This is a genomic window from Oxalobacteraceae sp. CFBP 8761 (genome assembly GCA_014841595.1).
Taxonomy (GTDB): domain Bacteria; phylum Pseudomonadota; class Gammaproteobacteria; order Burkholderiales; family Burkholderiaceae_D; genus Telluria.
In genome coordinates this window covers 528,533-546,108 of record JACYUE010000001.1, presented here as the reverse complement: position 1 = coordinate 546,108, position 17,576 = coordinate 528,533, and the positions used below count along the sequence as shown (strand labels likewise).

Here is a 17,576-nt window from a genome sequence, read left to right as displayed (position 1 = left end):
GTTGGCGCGCTCGCTAACCGTTTGGTTTGACTGGTAGGCCTCCCATGAGTCGAACACGGCACCCACGGATTATGAGATCCACTAGATAACGAAATACGTTTTAAATCAAAGAGTTAAAAATCCCTCAGAAATCGTAAGTCTTTGATTTTTATCTTTTACGCTGCGCAGTTGTAGCCTAGATTGCAGCCTAAAAAACCCCGTTAACAAAGGATGGAAAATCCTTTACTCTAGTGGAGCATGTATTAATCCAAACAACGCGATTTAAAATTAGCTTCCGTTGTCAGGGTAGTTCCCTCAACTACAGTTCGCGGTTAGTTTCATTGCCTTTTCAGACAACCTCAAATTTCATCGCGAGTCGAGATGGTTATTTCTCGAGCATAATTAATCTCTTCTGGCTGACAAAATACCCAATGACTTGCTACCGCGTTTTGAAAAATCGGCTAAAAGTTATTTAGCAGCATGTTTCACCACAAGGTTTTCTGCCAGCGTTGACTGTGGATTTCCATACAAAGTAGCAAGTACATCCCAGAAATTATCTGGAGATTTCGTATTTCCAAAAAAATCAAAGTGAACGTTAAAACCAAGTGCGTGAGCGAACTCGTGGTTAACAATCTCTTGAGTAACGTCGCAGCGATTGTTGCCAAGATTTACATATACAGGATTTGCAATGTTATTTTTAGAATCCGGATTAATAAGGCTACCAGATCCAGCCACATCGGATACATTAGCGCAGTAACTATTATAGTCAGTGCTACCTGGTGGAATCCAAGAATTATTGTAACCAACTCGGATCACATTTCCACTAGCAGGGATAACCGTAACTGCCTCAAGAACAAAGTAAGCACTCAGCTTGCTATTGTAGGTACTAATAGCGGCATTCACCTTTCTTACCATCTCTTGCTCGACCGAATTACTAGCAGCCGGAAGATACACAAAGATGCGCTGATCAGGGGTATTAGGCCACCGCCAAATGCCAGCAGGGCGACCATTGGAGAGGTGACCATTGGAGCCTTCCCAGTTACTATTCGTAGCTTTGATAGCAGAAATAATCTGTGCATCGGTGAGCACGCTAGCTTGACCGATTGCTGGAGGCGAGCTAGATCCGGAATTGCTGGTGCCACTATCTCCACCACCACCACCACCGCCGCACGCACTTAATGCTAAAAAGAGAATGCAAATTAATAATTTCTGGAATTTTTTCATTTTTTTATTTTAAATTGCCGCGTATGAACGAATTTCCTCAAGGATAGAATTTGCTAAAGATTCATCCGGGGTTTCTTGAGTGATCTGAATCGATTGACCTAAAGCATCAAATTCAACAATATAAGATTGTCCACCACTCCGGTATAGTGTCGTCAACATTGTTCTCTTAACATCCTTGAACGCAAGTTTTTTACCACCCCGGAATTCAATGCCATCTTTGTTTAGTAAAATAACATTTTCTTTCTTATCAAGCCAAAAAAAACAAAAAAATATCCATGCTAAAAGTAATATGATAGCAAGTAAGGGATGCTGGGAACTTTCGTTACCACCTGTAGGTCCTAATGCAAGCCGCACGACACCAACAAGTATGACAGGCAAGGTAACAATAGAAATTAAAGCCTGTGCTATAGAGCTTACCCGCCTACCAAAATATTTAAGCTCCAGAGACCCGTCTGGCTTATGGATCGCATGATATTTTCTTTTAAAGCTGCTTTTCATTTTTTCCCTCGATACGGCAATGCTTGCATTAGCACAGTTTCATAAAGTTCAGAGAGCGCAGCACTAAAATTATTTAGTACCATGCCACCGGAAATCAATACTTCGGAAAATAGAATTTTTCTTAAAGCTTGCGGCACGTCCGCCACCCATGCTGCAAATGGAGAGCGCGCTGACTGCAAAAAAATCTGGATTTACCGATTTCAAATATTTATTCTCCGTCGATGCTGCTGATATACTGGAATTTGGCTCCCATGCTTCCCTGCGTAGTGCAGAGTTCTTATTGCGCTAACGTTAGCCGGATGCTGTATCCCCGTTGGCATCACATAAAGGAGGAACGGTCGGATTAAAACCTCATATGCATACATCTAACGCCCTGCGGAATGTGAACTCGACAAAGGGGCGGCATTATTTTTCCGAAAACGCTTGGTGCTGATAATAAAGACAAGCAGCAGTTTCGCCTATAGAACAGATGATCTATGCGGTGGATACTATCGCCTGCATCGCAAGTACCAGCCCACCCCGACTGCCCACGTCAAGTTTACGATAGACAGCATGCAATTGATTGCGCACCGTCGCTGGCGACGTACCCAAAGAACGTGCGATTTCCTTATTCTGCATGCCTTGCACAGCCATTTGGGCTACGCGCAGCTCGGCGGCCGTGAGCGCGGCGGATAAAGGCCGCCGCAGGGAAATCAGGAGACAGAGCATATTTGCTTGATGCACCGCCCTCACTTGCACGGCAAATCCTGCATAGAGAGCGTGATTGCTCGATCCTAGTATGGTCGTCAACGTTTGTGGCAACACAGGCGGTCTCCAATCAGACCATTCGCGCTGGAGCATCTGCACGGCAGCAGGCTCGATGAATTGCAGGCAACCGTGAAAGTCGGACAGCGCGATCGTCGTGCTGGCTGGTTCGGCAAGTGTCGCAAGCGCCAGCTGTTTATTAATCTGGCGTGCCTGTAGAACGTGTGGAAACAGATTATCCGCGATAATTGTATGACCGTCGTCATAACTATGCCGCTGCGTGGCACGCCATAACGCGATCATCGTGGCCTTCGGGCTCGACGTCCGCGGCGAAAGGAAAGTTAGTGAATGGGCCGTATCAAAACGTCTTGTGTACATTGCAATGTCGGCTTTGAGCTGCAGCTTGCTCACGTCGGCGCGCACGCTCCTGCCACGATGTGCGCAGGCATTTTGTAGCACGACGTCGCGGCTTTGCAACCGCCCTTCTGCATCGAGTTTCTCCACGCCCATCACCTCCCGTCGCTGGAGGAATCTTTCGACTGGCGCTTTGTGCAAATGCAACGCCGAAATCATAAAACCTTGTTCTTCGGAGTACTCCAAATCACTAATTGCCGCAGAATCGAAGACAATCACCCGTTTGAGGCTGCTCAGCACATAGTCGTTGAGGTCGGCGGCACTGGCACCTGCGGCGCAATGGTAAATATCTAGCAGCAGCTTGGAATGCGGATCCATTAGTCGTCAGGGAAAGTCGGTATGCAATGCGCCGAACGTACGGCCTCGGTGGCTGGACTGGAATTGCCAAGCCTGTTCAATGGGTTTGTAGATAGTTGTGGTTTACATATTAACCCAAGCACAGAATTTTATGTTAAAAATGCAACATTCCGATTTTGCGTGTGTTGCTTGGAGTGTATGCAGGCTGCCGACCGCTAATGGACCGCTCGATCAAGCACCTCACATGTGGAAAATTATTTGCTTAAAAATTAATCCTGAGAGGATGGAGCAAAAGTAAGTCTAATAAAAAAGCCGCTGTGATTCACACAGCGGCTTTTCAATGGTTGGTAGGCCTCCCGTGAGTCGAACACGGCACCAACGGATTATGAGTCCGCTGCTCTAACCAAGCATGAGCTAGAGGCCCAGAAACTGGGATAGTGGCAAGCAAACGCCACCTGCTCATCGATCGGAACGTGATGAGCGAAGTGGCGAGAGCATATTGCCTTTAGTACAGGGCCGTCAAGCCCGCATCGACAATCAGCTGTTGTTCTCGAGGAAGCTCTTGAGCTTGTCCGAGCGCGACGGGTGACGCAGTTTGCGCAGCGCCTTCGCCTCGATCTGGCGAATCCGCTCACGGGTGACGTCGAACTGCTTGCCGACCTCTTCCAGCGTGTGGTCAGTCGACATCTCGATGCCGAAGCGCATGCGCAGCACCTTGGCTTCGCGTGGCGTCAGCGAGTCGAGCACATCCTTGACCACGCCGCGCATCGAGGCGTGCAGCGCAGCGTCCGATGGTGCCAGCGTGTTGTTGTCTTCGATAAAATCGCCCAGATGCGAATCGTCGTCGTCACCGATCGGCGTTTCCATGGAAATCGGCTCTTTCGCGATTTTCATGATCTTGCGGATTTTATCTTCTGGCATTTCCATCTTGATCGCGAGCGTGGCCGGGTCGGGCTCAGCGCCGGTCTCTTGCAGGATCTGGCGCGAGATCCGGTTCATCTTGTTGATCGTCTCGATCATGTGCACGGGAATACGGATCGTGCGCGCCTGGTCGGCGATCGAACGGGTGATCGCCTGGCGGATCCACCATGTTGCGTACGTCGAGAACTTGTAGCCGCGGCGGTACTCGAACTTGTCCACGGCCTTCATCAGGCCGATATTGCCTTCCTGGATCAGGTCGAGAAATTGCAGGCCGCGATTCGTATACTTCTTGGCGATCGAAATCACCAGGCGCAGGTTGGCCTCGGTCATTTCGCGCTTGGCCTTGCGCGCCTTCATTTCACCGGCCGCCATCTGGCGGTTGATGTTGCGCAGGTCAGGCAGTGGCAGCACGACACGCGCTTGCAGGTCGATCAGGCGTTGCTGCAGTTCCTTGATCGTCGGGATGTTGCGGCCCAGGATCGCGCTGTAGGCGTGACCGGCGTTGACTTCGCCATCCACCCATTCCAGGTTCGTCTCATTGCCCGGGAAGACCTTGATGAAGTGAGCGCGCGGCATGCCGCAGCGGTTCACGGCCACGTCGAGGATCTGCTTTTCGATGTGGCGCACTTCGTCGACCTGGCCGCGCAGCGTGTCGCACAGCTTTTCCACGACCTTGGCCGTGAAGCGGATGCCCAGCAGCTCGTTGGAGATCGCGTCCTGCGCCTTGACATAGGCTTTCGAGTTGTAGCCGTCCTTTTCGAACGCCTTGCGCATCTTGTCGAATTGCTGGGCGATCTCGGCAAACTTGGCCAGGGCCGTGACTTTCAGCGCTTCGAGCTGCTCAGCCGAATAACCAGCGGCGCCCGAGTTGCTTGGCGCCTCTTCTTCTTCCTCTTCGCCTTCGGCGTCTTCTTCGTCTTCGTCGTCCTCATCGGACTCGCTGGCGACGGGCGCGGCCACTTGCGGCGTGTTGTCTTCGCCTTCCTGGTCGACCAGGCCGTCAACGATTTCGTCGATCTTGATTTCGTCGCTGTCGATCTTGGCGGCGGTACCGATGATCTCGGCAATCGTTACTGGGCAGGCCGAGATGGCCTGGATCATGTCCTTCAGGCCGTCTTCGATGCGCTTGGCGATCTCGATTTCGCCTTCGCGCGTGAGTAGCTCGACCGAACCCATCTCGCGCATGTACATGCGGACCGGGTCGGTGGTGCGGCCGAAATCGGAGTCGACCGTCGACAGCGCAGCTTCGGCAGCCGCTTCGGCTTCATCGTCGCTGGTGGCATTCGGGACGTTATCGGACAGCAGCAGCGTCTCGGCATCGGGCGCGTGTTCGTAGACCGCGATGCCCATGTCGTTGAACGTGCCGATGATGCCTTCGATCGCTTCCGGATCGACGATGTTCTCGGGCAGGTGGTCGTTGATCTCGGCGTACGTGAGGAAGCCGCGCTCCTTGCCCGACTTGATCAGGGCCTTGAGCTTGCTGCGGCGCAGCTCGAGTTCTTCTTCGCTGGCCTCGGTATCGGACGAGAACGCATCCTTGAGCAGCGCCTTCTCTTTGGCCTTGCGGTCCTTGGCCTTGGCCTTGTCCGCAGCCTTGAGTTCGGCGCGCTCGACCGCGTTCAGCGCGGCGATCTCGTCGTTTTCAGGGGTGAATTCTTTTGGCTTGCGACCGCGCCGGCCCGGCACTTTGACGGACGGCAAGACATAGCCCGACGTGTCGATGGCGGCAAGCGTGGCCGCATCGGTCGTCTGGTTGACAGGCGCAGAGGTCGCCGTGCGCACCTCAGCCTTGTCTTGCGCGTTGTCGGCCTTGGCGGCGGACGTTCTCGTGGTCGTGGCAGCCACGTTGGTTTCGGGTTTCTTGGTTGGCACAGGCGCTTTCGATGTCACAACGACTAACTTTACGGTGGTTAAGAATAAAGTTTTGTTACCTTCATCATCCTGCAGGCACAAATCCATGCCCCGCTAACTAATACTCCACGCACGCAATTGAACCAAGAAGTGTTTCAACAGTTGCAATAGTTAGCGTTTTATTATAGCACGCACCCTTTCTTTTTCCAGTCGTGAACGCCTTGGCCCACGGGGAGAAAGCCAGTGTTCATCGGGGTGCCATCGCCGCGGTGGCTTCACGTTCCAGAAGGTCCAGCTGGGCAGTAATCTCGCGATAGCGAGTACTGACCTGATCTGGGGTCAAGCTGGCAGAAAACAACTGGTTCAATTCTTCTCGTAACGAATCCATCTTGATTTGGCGTACTGAACTGAGCAGAACGATGCGATCGCCATCGACCTCGTTTTCGGGTTCGGCGGCAATTTCAGCAATCATGCCATCATACTCGTTAGTGACTTCATGCAACTGTTGTGACAGTGCGGCAAACGTGCCGTGCGGACCCAGGGCCTGCGCGGTGTCGATCAGATGCCGCAGGCGATCCGCGCCCTCTTCGCCGAAATAGTCGAAGGCGCTCAGTGCGACTTCGTCGAGTTCCAGCGCCAGGTGCGGATGCGCAACCAGAATGCGCAGCATCTTGCGCTCCAGACCCACTGGCTCGGGCCGGCCCTGGCGCGGCGGCGCGCGGCGCGCGGTGGCCACTGGCTTGGACAACTCGAACAGGCTTTCGATCTCCGCCGGCGTCGATTGCGTCATGCTGGCCAGGCCGCGCACGATCTGCAGGCGCAGGCTCGACGGCGTCATCGATTGCAGCAGCGGCTTGGCGTCGAACTGCGACTTGGCGCGGCCTTCGGGCGTATCGAGATCGTGCTCTTGCGTGACTTCGCGCAGCAGGAATTGCGACAGCGGCATCGCATCGGCAATTTCTTGTTCGAAGGCTTCGGCGCCGCGCTCGCGCACGAAGCTGTCCGGGTCGTGCTCTTGCGGCAGGAACAGGAACTTGATGGTCTTGTTGTCGCTCACTTGCGGCAGGCACGCTTCGAGCGCGCGGCGCGCAGCCTTGCGACCGGCCTTGTCGCCGTCGAAGCTGAAGATCACGTCGTCGGTCTGGCGCAGCAGCTTTTGCACGTGGGTACTGGTACAAGCGGTGCCAAGCGTGGCCACCGCTTGCGGGAAGCCCAGCTGGGCCAGCGCGACGACGTCCATATAGCCTTCGGTCACCAAGACATAGCCGGCGTCGCGGATTGCCTGGCGCGCCTCGAACAGGCCGTAGAGCTCCAGGCCTTTCTGGAACAGCGGCGTTTCGGGCGAGTTCAGATACTTCGGTTCGCCGCTGTCGAGCACGCGGCCGCCAAAGCCGATGACCTGGCCTTTGGTGTTGCGAATCGGGAACATCACGCGTTCACGGAAGCGGTCGTAGCGTTTGTGGCGGTTGCCGTCTTCGTCGACCTTGTCGATCACCAGACCCGACTCGACCAGCACATGCGCCTCGTACTCGGGGAACACGGCGCGCAGGCTGTCCCAGCCGGCCGGGGCGTAGCCCATGCCGAAGCGGGCGGCCACTTCGCCGGTCAGGCCGCGGTTCTTCAGATACGCGATGGCGTCCGGCGCTTCGCGCAGCTGGGCGCGGTAAAACGCACACGCCTGCGTCAGCGCATCGGTCAGCGCCAGCGATTGTGCCTGCTGGGCGGCGCGCTGGGCCGGCGGAATCTTGTCATCGACGTCAGGCACGATCATGCCGACGTTCTGGGCCAGGTCCTTCACCGCATCGACGAAGCCCATGCCCGAGTATTCGATCAGAAAGCCGATCGACGTACCATGGGCACCACAACCGAAGCAGTGATAGAACTGCTTGGTCGGGCTGACGGTGAAGCTGGGCGACTTTTCGTTGTGAAATGGGCACAGGCCCATGAAGTTCGCCCCGCCCTTCTTGAGCTGGACGTAGCGGCCCACGATATCGACAATGTCGACCCGGTTGAGCAAATCGGTGATGAAAGTTTGCGGAATCACTTGAGCTTACACAGTGTTTGTCTAGGGCCAGACTATACCGCAGCGCCTGCTGCAAATTGATATGCAACAAGTTGTCGTCCCTGCCCGGGGGTGAGCAGAGACGACGCGTTGCAGATGGCGCTTATGCGCCAGCCAGGGCTTTCTTGACCAGGCCGGAGACCACGGTCATGTCGGCGCGGCCAGCCAGCTTTGGCTTGAGCACGCCCATCAGCTTGCCCATGTCTTGCGGACCGGTGGCGCCGGTTTCGGCAACGGCAGCAGCGACTTCGGCGGCGATTTCTTCGTCCGACAGGCCAGCCGGCATGTACGCCGACAGGATGACCATTTCGGCCTTCTCGATGTCGGCCAGGTCAGGACGGTTGCCGGCTTCAAACTGGCTGATCGAATCCTTGCGCTGCTTGATCATTTTTTCGATCACGGCCAGCACCTGGGTATCGTCCAGCTGGGTCTGCTCGTCGAGCTCCTTGCGCTTGACTTCGGAAATGATCAGGCGCACCGCTGCCAGGCGGCCGGTTTCCTTGGCGCGCATGGCGCTTTTCATGTCTTCGGTCAGTTGTTCTTTTAAGCTCATGGGATCTCCGTATTCAAAAGGGTAAAACGACAAAACCCGCTGCGGCGAAACCGAAGCGGGTTTGCGGACTTCAGCGACTCGCCGGGACTGGCAATGCCGTCACCGGGTCTTGGCCGTCTGAACTGTCTTAGTACAGTTTCTTCGGCAGTTGCTGGCTGCGGATGCGCTTGTAGTGACGCTTCACTGCTGCTGCCAGCTTGCGCTTGCGTTCTGCGGTCGGTTTTTCGTAGAACTCGCGTGCGCGCAGTTCCGTCAACAGACCGGTCTTTTCGATGGTGCGTTTGAAGCGACGCATGGCGACTTCGAACGGCTCGTTTTCTTTAAGGCGGATAGTGGTCATGTAAAAATCAAACCGTTGGATTTAGGGAAGAACGAAATTCTAGCATCGTTTGCAGTTCAGTGGAAGCTTTAATCACGAAGTGGTGTTTTCAAACGTCAACTATTTGCCACCGCCAGACCGGCCGCCACGCCCGATGCCCAGGCCCACTGGAAGTTGTAACCACCGAGCCAACCGGTCACGTCGACCGTCTCGCCGATGAAGTACAGGCCGGGAACATTATTGGCCATCATCGTCTGCTGCGACAGGCCCTTGGTATCGACGCCGCCCAGCGTGACCTCGGCCTTGCGGTAGCCTTCCGAGCCGGTCGGGACGATGGCCCAGCGGTTGATGGCGTCGCCCAGCGCGCGCAGTTTCGCGTCAGCCATGTCGGCCAGGCGCGCCGTGGCGTCAAAGCCATTGGCCGTGAGCAAGCCTTCGGCCAGACGCGCGGGCAGCCACTGCGTCAGCACATTGCCCAGCTGCTTTTTCTCGGTTTTCTTCAGGCCGATCAGCGTATCGGCCACGTCCATTTCAGGCAACAGGTTCAGTACGATCGGCGTGCCCGGCTGCCAGTAGCTGGAAATCTGCAGGATCGCCGGGCCGGACAGGCCGCGGTGTGTGAACAACAAGTCTTCACGGAAGTGGCCTCCCCGTGCGCCCTTGCCTTTGCTGCTGCCCGTGCTGACCTCGACCTCGAGCGCGATGCCCGCCAGCGGCACAAACGGTTCCCAGCTCGGGCCGTCGAACGTCAGCGGCACCAGACCCGGACGGGTCTCGATCAGTTTCAGGTCGAATTGCGTGGCGATGCGATAGCCGAGATCGGTTGCGCCGATTTTCGGGATCGACAGGCCGCCCGTGGCGACCACGACACTACCCACCAGCAACTCGCCGGCATCGGTGTCGATGGCAAAGCCATCATCGGCCTTGCGCACACCGGCCACCTTGCACGGCATGCGCCACTCGACGCCGCCCAGGTCGCACTCGGCGCGCAGCATCGCGATGATCTGCTCGGCCGAATCGTTGCAGAACAATTGGCCGCGGTGCTTTTCGTGGTGGGCGATCCGGTATTTCTTGACGAGCGCCAGGAAGTCCTGCGCCGTGTAACGCGACAGCGCGCTGCGGCAGAAATGGGGATTGTTCGACAAGTAGTGCTGCGGCCCGGCATTGACGTTGGTGAAGTTACAACGCCCACCGCCCGAGATGCGGATCTTTTCGGCCAGCTTGGCCGCGTGGTCGACCAGGACCACGCGCTTGCCGCCCTGCGCCGCCACGGCCGCGCACATCATCCCGGCCGCGCCCGCGCCGATTACCGCCACATCGAATTGATTTGCCATGCCTGCCACCACCTTTGCTCAACCCGCCATTGTAAGGCAGTGGCGGATTGGCGAACAGCGGCGCGGTGCGCCTTTACTCGGCCACAGGCAGGCTGCGCGCGCGGATCTTGCGCGAGACTTCGACGCAGTACGCCACCTGCGTGGCAATCGATGGCGGCACCGGCACCTCGCCGCGCAGCGCTGCGCCGATCCAGGCGGCGGTGGTGGCCGCATCGCGGCCGTCGGGCACGATGGCCAGGTCGTCGGTGGGCGCGTCGCGCTCGACCAGCAGGGCGCGCTGGCCGGCGTGGAACCAGTCGATGCGCTGGGCGCGGTGCGGGTGGGCGACGGTTTCGCCCTCGGTGCCGCGCATCAGGAATGCGTCGCCCCGGGTTTCGCTGTCGACGCCTTCGAAGTACTCGCCCAGCGTTACCAGGTATTCAGGGTGCGTGTACGAGACCAGGCGCAGCGCCGGACCATCGAATGGCTGCAGGATCTTGACGATGGTGTGCGTCGAATTGCGCACGCCCAGCACGCGGCGCAGCGCCAGCATGCGTGCCAGTTCCGGGGCCAGGTGCTCGATCGGCATGAAGGCCACGCGGCCATGGACGAATTCGTTGTGGACTTCGGCGCCGGTGGTCGCGTCGGTCACGCCCAGTTCGTGCAGGATTTCTGCCGTGGTGACGCGCCCCGGATCGTTGCTCACGCCATGCACCAGCACCGGCACGCCTTCGCGTGCCAGCAGCAGCGCCAGCAGCGGCGTCAGATTGGCCAGCTTGCGCGCGCCGTTGTAGGTAGGAATCGATACCGGCGCGAATTCGCCGCGCGGTGCGGGCAGCGGCGTGAACGCCGCGCTTGCTGCATCCATGAAGCCGGCCAGTTCATCGACCGACTCGCCCTTGATGCGCATGGCAAGCAAAATGGCGCCCAGTTCGAGGTCGGACACACGGCCCTCGAGGATGGCCGCGTAGAGCCGGTGCGCGTCGTCGCGCGTCATGCTGCGCCCCCCTTTTACGCCGCGGCCGATTTCCTTGATGAAGGGGGCAGCGACAAAGCGTTCGATATCGGTAGTCATGACAAAAGGATACACGGGAACGTCGCACTGCGGCAGCACGCACGGGTGTGAAGCGTCGCCCGGCGCCGCCATTTGGGGCCGCGCATGTGCACATACAGCAATTTCCGCTTACACTGATCCATCCCCAAAAGAAATATAGATCGCATCATGACCAGTACGCCACAAATCGAAAATACCAACGTCAGCTCGTTCGCCCGCATGCCAACGCCGGTCGAGCTGCATACCACCCTGCCGCTGAACGACCGCGCCTATGCCACCGTGATGCAGGGCCGCGAAACGCTGCGCAATATCCTCGACCGCAAGGACAAGCGTCTGTTTGTCGTCGTGGGCCCGTGCTCGATCCATGATCCCGAAGCTGGCCTCGACTATGCGCGCCGCCTCAAGGCGCTGCAGGATGAGGTCAGCGAGACGATGGTGCTGGTGATGCGGGTGTATTTCGAAAAGCCACGCACGACCACCGGCTGGAAGGGCTATATCAATGACCCGTTCATGGACGATTCGTTCCGCGTCGAGGTCGGCATGGAGCGCGCGCGCCAGTTCCTGCTGGACGTCTGTGAAATCGGCTTGCCGACCGCGACCGAAGCACTCGATCCGATCTCGCCGCAATACCTGGGCGACCTGATCGCCTGGACCGCCATCGGCGCGCGCACGACCGAATCGCAGACGCACCGCGAAATGTCGTCCGGCCTGTCCACGCCCGTGGGCTTCAAGAACGGCACCGATGGCGACGTGAGCATTGCGATCAATGCGGTGCTGTCGTCGTCGAACCCGCACGCGTTCCTGGGCATCAATGGCCAGGGTTCCGTGTCCATCGTGCGCACCAGCGGCAACGCCTATGGTCACGTGGTGCTGCGCGGCGGCGGCGGCCGGCCGAATTATGATTCGGTCTCGGTGGCCATTGCCGAACAGGCGCTGACCAAGGCCAAGCTGCCGGCCAACCTGGTGGTCGACTGCTCGCACGCCAACAGCTACAAGAAGCCGGAACTGCAACCGCTGGTCATGTCCGACGTCATCCAGCAAATCCGTCATGGCAACAAGTCGCTGGTGGGTGTAATGATCGAGTCGAACATCGTCAGCGGCAGCCAGTCGATTCCAAGTGACCTGTCGCAGCTGGTCTATGGCTGCTCGGTGACCGACGACTGCATCGGCTGGGACGAAACCGAAACCATGCTGCGCGAAGCGCACAAGGAATTGCTGCAGCGTCCGTAATAAACCGCGCAACATCCGCAGGGTGGGCGGCGGCGCCCTCTGCCCTGCGGTAGAATGCCCGGTTCCGCTCAATCCACCTGGCTTTCCACATGATCGTTCTCGGCGTCGAATCCTCCTGCGATGAAACCGGCTTTGCTCTGTATGACACCGAGCGCGGCCTGCTGTCCCACGCCCTGCACTCGCAGGTCGCGATGCACGAAGAATATGGTGGTGTGGTGCCCGAACTGGCCTCGCGCGACCATATCCGGCGCGCCATTCCGCTGCTGGACGAGGTGCTCAAGCGCGCCAATCTGCCGGCGTCGAACATCGACGCCATCGCTTACACGCAAGGCCCCGGCCTGGCTGGCGCGCTGCTGGTCGGCTCGTCGGTGGCATGCAGCCTGGCGCTCGCGCTCGACAAGCCTGTGCTGGGCGTACATCATCTCGAAGGCCACCTGCTCTCGCCGCTGCTTGCATCGGAACGGCCGGACTTTCCATTCATTGCCCTGCTCGTCTCGGGCGGTCACACGCAGCTGATGCGCGTCGATGGCGTGGGCAGTTACACGCTGCTGGGCGAAACGCTGGACGATGCCGCCGGCGAAGCCTTCGACAAGTCGGCCAAGCTGCTGGGCCTGGGCTATCCGGGTGGCCCGGCGATCTCGCAACTGGCCGAGCGCGGCGATCCGGCGGCCTACAAACTGCCGCGGCCAATGTTGCACAGCAAGGATTTCAACTTCAGCTTTTCGGGCCTGAAAACGGCGGTGCTTACCGTCGTCAAGAACCACGACGTCAAGGTGATTGCGGATATTCCCGAGCAGGACAAGGCCAATATTGCGCGCGGCTTTGTCGACGCGATTGTCGACGTGCTCACCGCCAAGTGCGTGAGCGCCATGAAGCACACGGGTTTGAACCGGCTGGTGATCGCCGGCGGCGTTGGCGCCAACAAGCAGTTGCGCGCGTCGCTCAATGCGGCGGCGGCCAAGCGCAAGTTCAAGGTCTATTATCCGGAGCTGGAATTTTGCACCGACAATGGCGCGATGATTGCGTTTGCCGGGGCGATGCGTCTTGAGCGCAACCCTGCGCTGGCGCAGCGCGATTACGCGTTCAATGTGCGTCCGCGCTGGCCGCTGGACGAGCTCGAAGCGGCCTGAACACCTCTCCAAAACCAGCCCTAGGCCACGAGAAACAGCCTGCCGCCAACATTGAACTTGCCTGTCTGACACCGATCCTACGGTGTGACCGTTGCCATTAAAACGGTGGCAATATCCGTCGATCAAGTTTTACGGAGGTGAGCAATGCGCGTAGTCAGCTGGAATATTCATTGGGGTTGTGGCAAGGACGGTCGGATCCGCATTCACGCGATGATCGACGTGCTGCGCCGCTTGAACCCCGATGTGATTTGCCTGCAAGAGGTGGCTGCGAATCACCCCGAGCTCGAAGGCAGCGCCAGCGCCAACCAGTTCAAGCAACTCGCCGGCGCCTTTGGCGGCTACCACGCGATGGAGCACGCGCCGAGCGAGATTTACCAGAACAATGTCCCGCGCCTGTTCGGTAACCTGATCCTGTCCAAGTACCGCATCTCGCAGGTGCACCGTCATCTGCTGCCGTGGCCGGCCGACCCGCACCATGCGGCCGGCATGCCGCGTGGCCTGCTCGAAACGGTGGTCGAAGCACCTGGCGGCAAGCTGCGCCTGCTCACGACGCATCTCGAATATTATTCGCCCGTCCAGCGCATGGCGCAGGTCAATCGGATCCGCGAACTGCATGCCGAGGCCAGTGCCCGCGCCCTGCTGTTCCAGCCCGATCCGAACCTGGACGCTCCATACCAGCTGGGCTTTCGGCCCGGCTCGGCGATCCTGTGCGGTGATTTCAATTTCGCGCCCGATGCGCCGGATTACGCGGCGCTGCTGGCCCCGCCGGAAGGCAGTGCCCTGGCGCTGGTCGATGCCTGGCGCGTCGTGCACGGCGACATGGCGCGCGCGCCGACCACCGGGCTGCACGGCTATCCGTGGCCCGAGCGGCCTGAATGCTACGATTATTTCTTCGTCACTGACGATCTGGCGCCACGCCTGACCGCACTTGACGTGCAGTCCGAGACGGCGGCGTCGGACCACCAGCCGGTGGTCCTCGATCTGACTTAAGCGACGGCGTCGGCCGGCGTTTCCAGGCCCGGAATCTCACGCAGCGCGCGCTCGAATACTTCAGGCAACTGACCGCCCGAAATCAGGTGTTTCTGGTTGATGATCACGGCCGGCACCGACTTGATGCCGGCATTGAGGAAGAACTGCTCCCGCTCGCGCACCTCGTCCTTGTATTCGTCCGACGCCAGGATGCGCGCGGCCGCCTCGCGCTCCAGGCCCACACTCTCGACCGCGCGCAGCAGCACGGCGTGGTTACTCGGGTCTTCGCAGCGGGTGAAATACGCTTCGAGCAGCGCGACCTTGAGCTGGCGTTGCTTGCCTTCTTCTTCGGCCCACGACAGCAGGCGGTGTGCGTCGAAGGTGTTGTAGATGCGGCCGCGCCGCTCCATGTCGAACGTGAAGCCGACCGCGGCGCCGCGCTCGCGGATCATGTCGCGGCTGGATGCCTGCTGCTCGAGGCTGGCACCATATTTTTCAGTGACGTGCTCGACGATGTCCTGGCCTTCCGGCGGCATGTTCGGGTTCAGTTCGAACGGCTGGAAATGCAGGTCGACGCGCACGTCGTCGCCCACGTTCAACAGTGCCTGTTCAAGGGATTTGAGACCGACTGCGCACCACGGGCACGAGACGTCCGACACGAAATCAATCCTGAGTTGCTTGGTCACGGCGTACCACCTTTCTGTCCGGCGCGGCACGAATGTGCCGCTATTGCCGACTATGGTAACGCCTCCGTAAAAACCCCGCGCACGCTGCTCATCCCGGCCAGTTGAACGCGTGGACGGCGGAGCCGCCTCGCCGGCCGCGCCCACCCTACTTCCGTGCCGCGCCCGACTTGCTGCCGAGCTTGGACTCCTTGCCCGCGATCAGGTTGCCGATATTGCCGCGGTGACGCCACACGAGCAGCGCGCTCATGACGATCACGGCCAGCAGAATGGCATCGACGCCGAACAGCAGGCCGTAGTACAAGGGCGCAAATACGGCGGCCACCAGCGCGGCCAGCGACGAGTAGCGAAACGCATAGGCAATGATGACCCAGGTGGCCAGCGTCGCCAGGCCCAGCCATGGATTGATGCCGAGCAGCACGCCCAGCGCGGTGGCCACGCCCTTGCCGCCGACAAAGCGGAAGAACACGGGCCACAAGTGGCCGATGAACACGGCGATGGCGACCAGCGCGATGCCCGTATCGTCCAGCCCGTAATCGTAGCCATAGCGCACCGCCAGCCAGACAGCCAGCCAGCCCTTGGCTGCGTCGCCGACCAGCGTGGCAATCGCGGCTTTCTTGCTGCCGCTGCGCAGCACATTGGTGGCGCCGGGGTTTTTCGAGCCATACGTGCGCGGGTCGGACAGGCCGAACGCGCGGCTCATCACGACCGCGAAGGAAATCGAACCGAGCAAATAGGCGGCAATGGTGGCAATCAGGGTGTTCATCGTGTCTCTTTCGTGGGCGCCGGTATCGGGCTCATTCTTCTACCGGAAATTGGTGCGTGAATATACACCATCGGATGGGTACGACGAAGCTACTCGGCGATGGCGCAGTTCACCGGCAGCGCCTGCAGCACATCGACCAGCACGCGCGGAGCGATGCCGACCAGATAGCCGCGGCGCCCGCCGTTGATATAGATCTTGTCGAGTTGAAGGATGCTTTCTTCGACATACACCGGCATCGCCTTGCGGATGCCGAACGGCGATGTTCCACCAACCAGATACCCTGAATGGCGCTGGGCCACATCCGGCTTGCATGGTTCGACCGACTTGCAGGGGATGGCGCGGGCCAGATTCTTGGTCGATACCTTGCAATCGCCGTGCATCAGGACGATCAATGGCCTGGCTGCTTCATCCTGCATGACCAGGGTCTTGACCACGTCATGTTCCGGCACGCCCAGCGCGCCGGACGAGACCGATGTACCGCCGTGCTCCTGGTACGCATACGGATGCTCGGAAAACGCCACGCCATGCTTGCGCAGGAATTGGGTGGCGGGGGTCTCGGAGACGTGCTCTTTCTTGGCCATGCGTGTTACGCTAAAGACGAACAATAGGGGTTTCTATTATGCAGGAAGAACTTCGGTTTGCCACCTTCAACACTTTCAATCTGGCACCGCCTGGTGCACGCTTGTACGACAATCTGGCACCCACGACGGCCGACGAATACGAAGCCAAACTGGACTGGACGGCGCACCAGCTCGACCTGATCAATGCCGACGTGATCGGCTTTCAAGAAATTTTCTCGCAGAGCGTGCTGGCGGAAGTCCTGCAGCGCACGCGGCGCTACCGCGACGCGCACCATATCGGCTTCGATCCCGACCCGGGCGCCGTGCGCCTGACGCCCAGCGTGGCTCTCGTCTCGCGCCTGCCACTGGCCGAGCCGGGCACCGAACTGGGCAAGTTTCCGGCCAATGTCACGATGCCACCGGGAAGCCGCGACCCCGATCGCTTCACGCGTGCGCCGCTGCATGCGGGTGTGATTGCGCCGTCGGGCGTGGTGATCGACGTGATCGTCGTGCATTTAAAATCGCGCCGCCCCGATTACCGCTCGAGCGACAGCGGGGCCGACCCGCACCTGTACGCGCTGGCATGCCTGCGCTCGCTGATCCGGCGCGGCACCGAGGCGACCGCGCTACGCGTGCTGCTGACGGATATGGCGCACACGCACCGCCGCCCGCGCATCGTGCTGGGCGACTTCAACGATGTGGCCGATTCGGTGACAACCGAGATCGTGCTGGGGGCAGGCACGCCGCAGGCCGAGCGGCTGTATGACGCGAGCCAGGTACAGCGCCGGCTCGATCACCAGCGCCATGTGGGGTTTTCGATCCTGCACGACACGCGCCACTCGACGATCGACCACATTTTGGTGTCGCCCGAATTCAATCCGGCACTGCCCGAGGCGATCGGCGAAGTCATCGATGTGGTGTACCTGAACGATCACCTGAACCTGGCGTTGCCCGAGTCGTCGGACCACGGGCAGGTTCTGGCCAGGATCCGGCTGTTCGACTAGACGCC

The 17,576-nt window shown here is 59.2% G+C and carries 16 protein-coding genes and 1 tRNA gene; 4 read left to right on the top strand and 13 right to left on the bottom strand.

Features of this window, described 5'->3' with window-relative positions:
* Positions 1 to 447 precede the first annotated feature (447 nt).
* From IFU00_02535 to ybiB, 10 genes are all read right to left on the bottom strand, one after another.
* Positions 448 to 1,203, bottom strand: a complete 756-nt coding sequence (locus IFU00_02535; GenBank protein ID MBD8541156.1) for a hypothetical protein — start codon at positions 1,201 to 1,203, stop codon at positions 448 to 450.
* A 9-nt stretch (positions 1,204 to 1,212) separates the two neighbouring features.
* A complete protein-coding gene (locus IFU00_02530; GenBank protein MBD8541155.1) occupies positions 1,213 to 1,701 on the bottom strand; it encodes a hypothetical protein in 489 nt (162 codons plus the stop codon).
* Between the two features lie 474 nt (positions 1,702 to 2,175).
* Positions 2,176 to 3,177: a helix-turn-helix transcriptional regulator gene (locus IFU00_02525; protein MBD8541154.1), complete on the bottom strand. Its 1,002-nt coding sequence runs from the start codon at positions 3,175 to 3,177 to the stop codon at positions 2,176 to 2,178.
* A gap of 324 nt (positions 3,178 to 3,501) precedes the next feature.
* A tRNA-Ile gene (locus tag IFU00_02520) sits at positions 3,502 to 3,580 on the bottom strand.
* 113 nt (positions 3,581 to 3,693) lie between these two features.
* Positions 3,694 to 5,949 carry an RNA polymerase sigma factor RpoD gene (gene rpoD / locus IFU00_02515; protein MBD8541153.1) on the bottom strand — a complete coding sequence of 752 codons (2,256 nt, stop codon included), beginning with the start codon at positions 5,947 to 5,949 and terminating at the stop codon, positions 3,694 to 3,696.
* Between the two features lie 226 nt (positions 5,950 to 6,175).
* A complete protein-coding gene (locus tag IFU00_02510) occupies positions 6,176 to 7,972 on the bottom strand; it encodes a DNA primase (protein ID MBD8541152.1) in 1,797 nt (598 codons plus the stop codon).
* A 121-nt stretch (positions 7,973 to 8,093) separates the two neighbouring features.
* Complete coding sequence (locus tag IFU00_02505) at positions 8,094 to 8,543, bottom strand: GatB/YqeY domain-containing protein (GenBank protein ID MBD8541151.1); 450 nt, start codon at positions 8,541 to 8,543, stop codon at positions 8,094 to 8,096.
* A gap of 127 nt (positions 8,544 to 8,670) precedes the next feature.
* Entirely contained in the window at positions 8,671 to 8,883 is a 213-nt protein-coding gene (locus tag IFU00_02500) for a 30S ribosomal protein S21 (protein ID MBD8541150.1), read from the bottom strand.
* A 95-nt stretch (positions 8,884 to 8,978) separates the two neighbouring features.
* Positions 8,979 to 10,196, bottom strand: a complete 1,218-nt coding sequence (locus tag IFU00_02495) for an NAD(P)/FAD-dependent oxidoreductase (GenBank protein ID MBD8541149.1) — start codon at positions 10,194 to 10,196, stop codon at positions 8,979 to 8,981.
* Between the two features lie 73 nt (positions 10,197 to 10,269).
* Complete coding sequence (gene ybiB / locus IFU00_02490) at positions 10,270 to 11,250, bottom strand: DNA-binding protein YbiB (GenBank protein ID MBD8541148.1); 981 nt, start codon at positions 11,248 to 11,250, stop codon at positions 10,270 to 10,272.
* A gap of 147 nt (positions 11,251 to 11,397) precedes the next feature.
* On the opposite strand from ybiB, the gene IFU00_02485 reads away from it, so the two are divergent.
* The 3 genes from IFU00_02485 (at position 11,398) to IFU00_02475 (ending at position 14,579) form a co-directional block, all read left to right on the top strand.
* The gene (locus IFU00_02485; GenBank protein MBD8541147.1) at positions 11,398 to 12,459 is read left to right on the top strand and encodes a 3-deoxy-7-phosphoheptulonate synthase; all 1,062 of its coding nucleotides are present in this window, start codon (positions 11,398 to 11,400) and stop codon (positions 12,457 to 12,459) included.
* 89 nt (positions 12,460 to 12,548) lie between these two features.
* On the top strand, positions 12,549 to 13,589 hold the full coding sequence (gene tsaD / locus IFU00_02480) for a tRNA (adenosine(37)-N6)-threonylcarbamoyltransferase complex transferase subunit TsaD (protein MBD8541146.1): 1,041 nt from the start codon (positions 12,549 to 12,551) through the stop codon (positions 13,587 to 13,589).
* Between the two features lie 144 nt (positions 13,590 to 13,733).
* Complete coding sequence (locus tag IFU00_02475) at positions 13,734 to 14,579, top strand: endonuclease/exonuclease/phosphatase family protein (protein MBD8541145.1); 846 nt, start codon at positions 13,734 to 13,736, stop codon at positions 14,577 to 14,579.
* Here the strand turns inward: IFU00_02475 and IFU00_02470 are convergent.
* From IFU00_02470 to IFU00_02460, 3 genes are all read right to left on the bottom strand, one after another.
* Positions 14,576 to 15,244 (bottom strand): DsbA family oxidoreductase, encoded by a 669-nt coding sequence (locus IFU00_02470; protein ID MBD8541144.1) that lies wholly within the window; start codon positions 15,242 to 15,244, stop codon positions 14,576 to 14,578. The genes IFU00_02475 and IFU00_02470 overlap by 4 nt on opposite strands.
* A gap of 145 nt (positions 15,245 to 15,389) precedes the next feature.
* Positions 15,390 to 16,007, bottom strand: a complete 618-nt coding sequence (gene plsY / locus IFU00_02465; GenBank protein ID MBD8541143.1) for a glycerol-3-phosphate 1-O-acyltransferase PlsY — start codon at positions 16,005 to 16,007, stop codon at positions 15,390 to 15,392.
* 89 nt (positions 16,008 to 16,096) lie between these two features.
* On the bottom strand, positions 16,097 to 16,588 hold the full coding sequence (locus IFU00_02460) for an aminoacyl-tRNA deacylase (protein ID MBD8541142.1): 492 nt from the start codon (positions 16,586 to 16,588) through the stop codon (positions 16,097 to 16,099).
* Positions 16,589 to 16,626: 38 nt separating this feature from the next.
* On the opposite strand from IFU00_02460, the gene IFU00_02455 reads away from it, so the two are divergent.
* The gene (locus tag IFU00_02455) at positions 16,627 to 17,571 is read left to right on the top strand and encodes an endonuclease/exonuclease/phosphatase family protein (protein MBD8541141.1); all 945 of its coding nucleotides are present in this window, start codon (positions 16,627 to 16,629) and stop codon (positions 17,569 to 17,571) included.
* Positions 17,572 to 17,576 lie beyond the last annotated feature (5 nt).

Excerpts from the sequence above, each read along its gene's own strand:
- plsY (MBD8541143.1), bottom strand. The coding sequence starts at position 16,007 with ATGAACACCCTGATTGCCACCATTGCCGCCTATTTGCTCGGTTCGATT.
- IFU00_02460 (MBD8541142.1), bottom strand. The coding sequence starts at position 16,588 with ATGGCCAAGAAAGAGCACGTCTCCGAGACCCCCGCCACCCAATTCCTG.
- IFU00_02530 (MBD8541155.1), bottom strand. The coding sequence starts at position 1,701 with ATGAAAAGCAGCTTTAAAAGAAAATATCATGCGATCCATAAGCCAGAC.
- IFU00_02495 (MBD8541149.1), bottom strand. The coding sequence starts at position 10,196 with ATGGCAAATCAATTCGATGTGGCGGTAATCGGCGCGGGCGCGGCCGGG.
- IFU00_02525 (MBD8541154.1), bottom strand. The coding sequence starts at position 3,177 with ATGGATCCGCATTCCAAGCTGCTGCTAGATATTTACCATTGCGCCGCA.
- IFU00_02505 (MBD8541151.1), bottom strand. The coding sequence starts at position 8,543 with ATGAGCTTAAAAGAACAACTGACCGAAGACATGAAAAGCGCCATGCGC.
- IFU00_02500 (MBD8541150.1), bottom strand. The coding sequence starts at position 8,883 with ATGACCACTATCCGCCTTAAAGAAAACGAGCCGTTCGAAGTCGCCATG.
- IFU00_02455 (MBD8541141.1), top strand. The coding sequence starts at position 16,627 with ATGCAGGAAGAACTTCGGTTTGCCACCTTCAACACTTTCAATCTGGCA.
- IFU00_02535 (MBD8541156.1), bottom strand. The coding sequence starts at position 1,203 with ATGAAAAAATTCCAGAAATTATTAATTTGCATTCTCTTTTTAGCATTA.
- tsaD (MBD8541146.1), top strand. The coding sequence starts at position 12,549 with ATGATCGTTCTCGGCGTCGAATCCTCCTGCGATGAAACCGGCTTTGCT.
- ybiB (MBD8541148.1), bottom strand. The coding sequence starts at position 11,250 with ATGACTACCGATATCGAACGCTTTGTCGCTGCCCCCTTCATCAAGGAA.
- IFU00_02485 (MBD8541147.1), top strand. The coding sequence starts at position 11,398 with ATGACCAGTACGCCACAAATCGAAAATACCAACGTCAGCTCGTTCGCC.
- IFU00_02475 (MBD8541145.1), top strand. The coding sequence starts at position 13,734 with ATGCGCGTAGTCAGCTGGAATATTCATTGGGGTTGTGGCAAGGACGGT.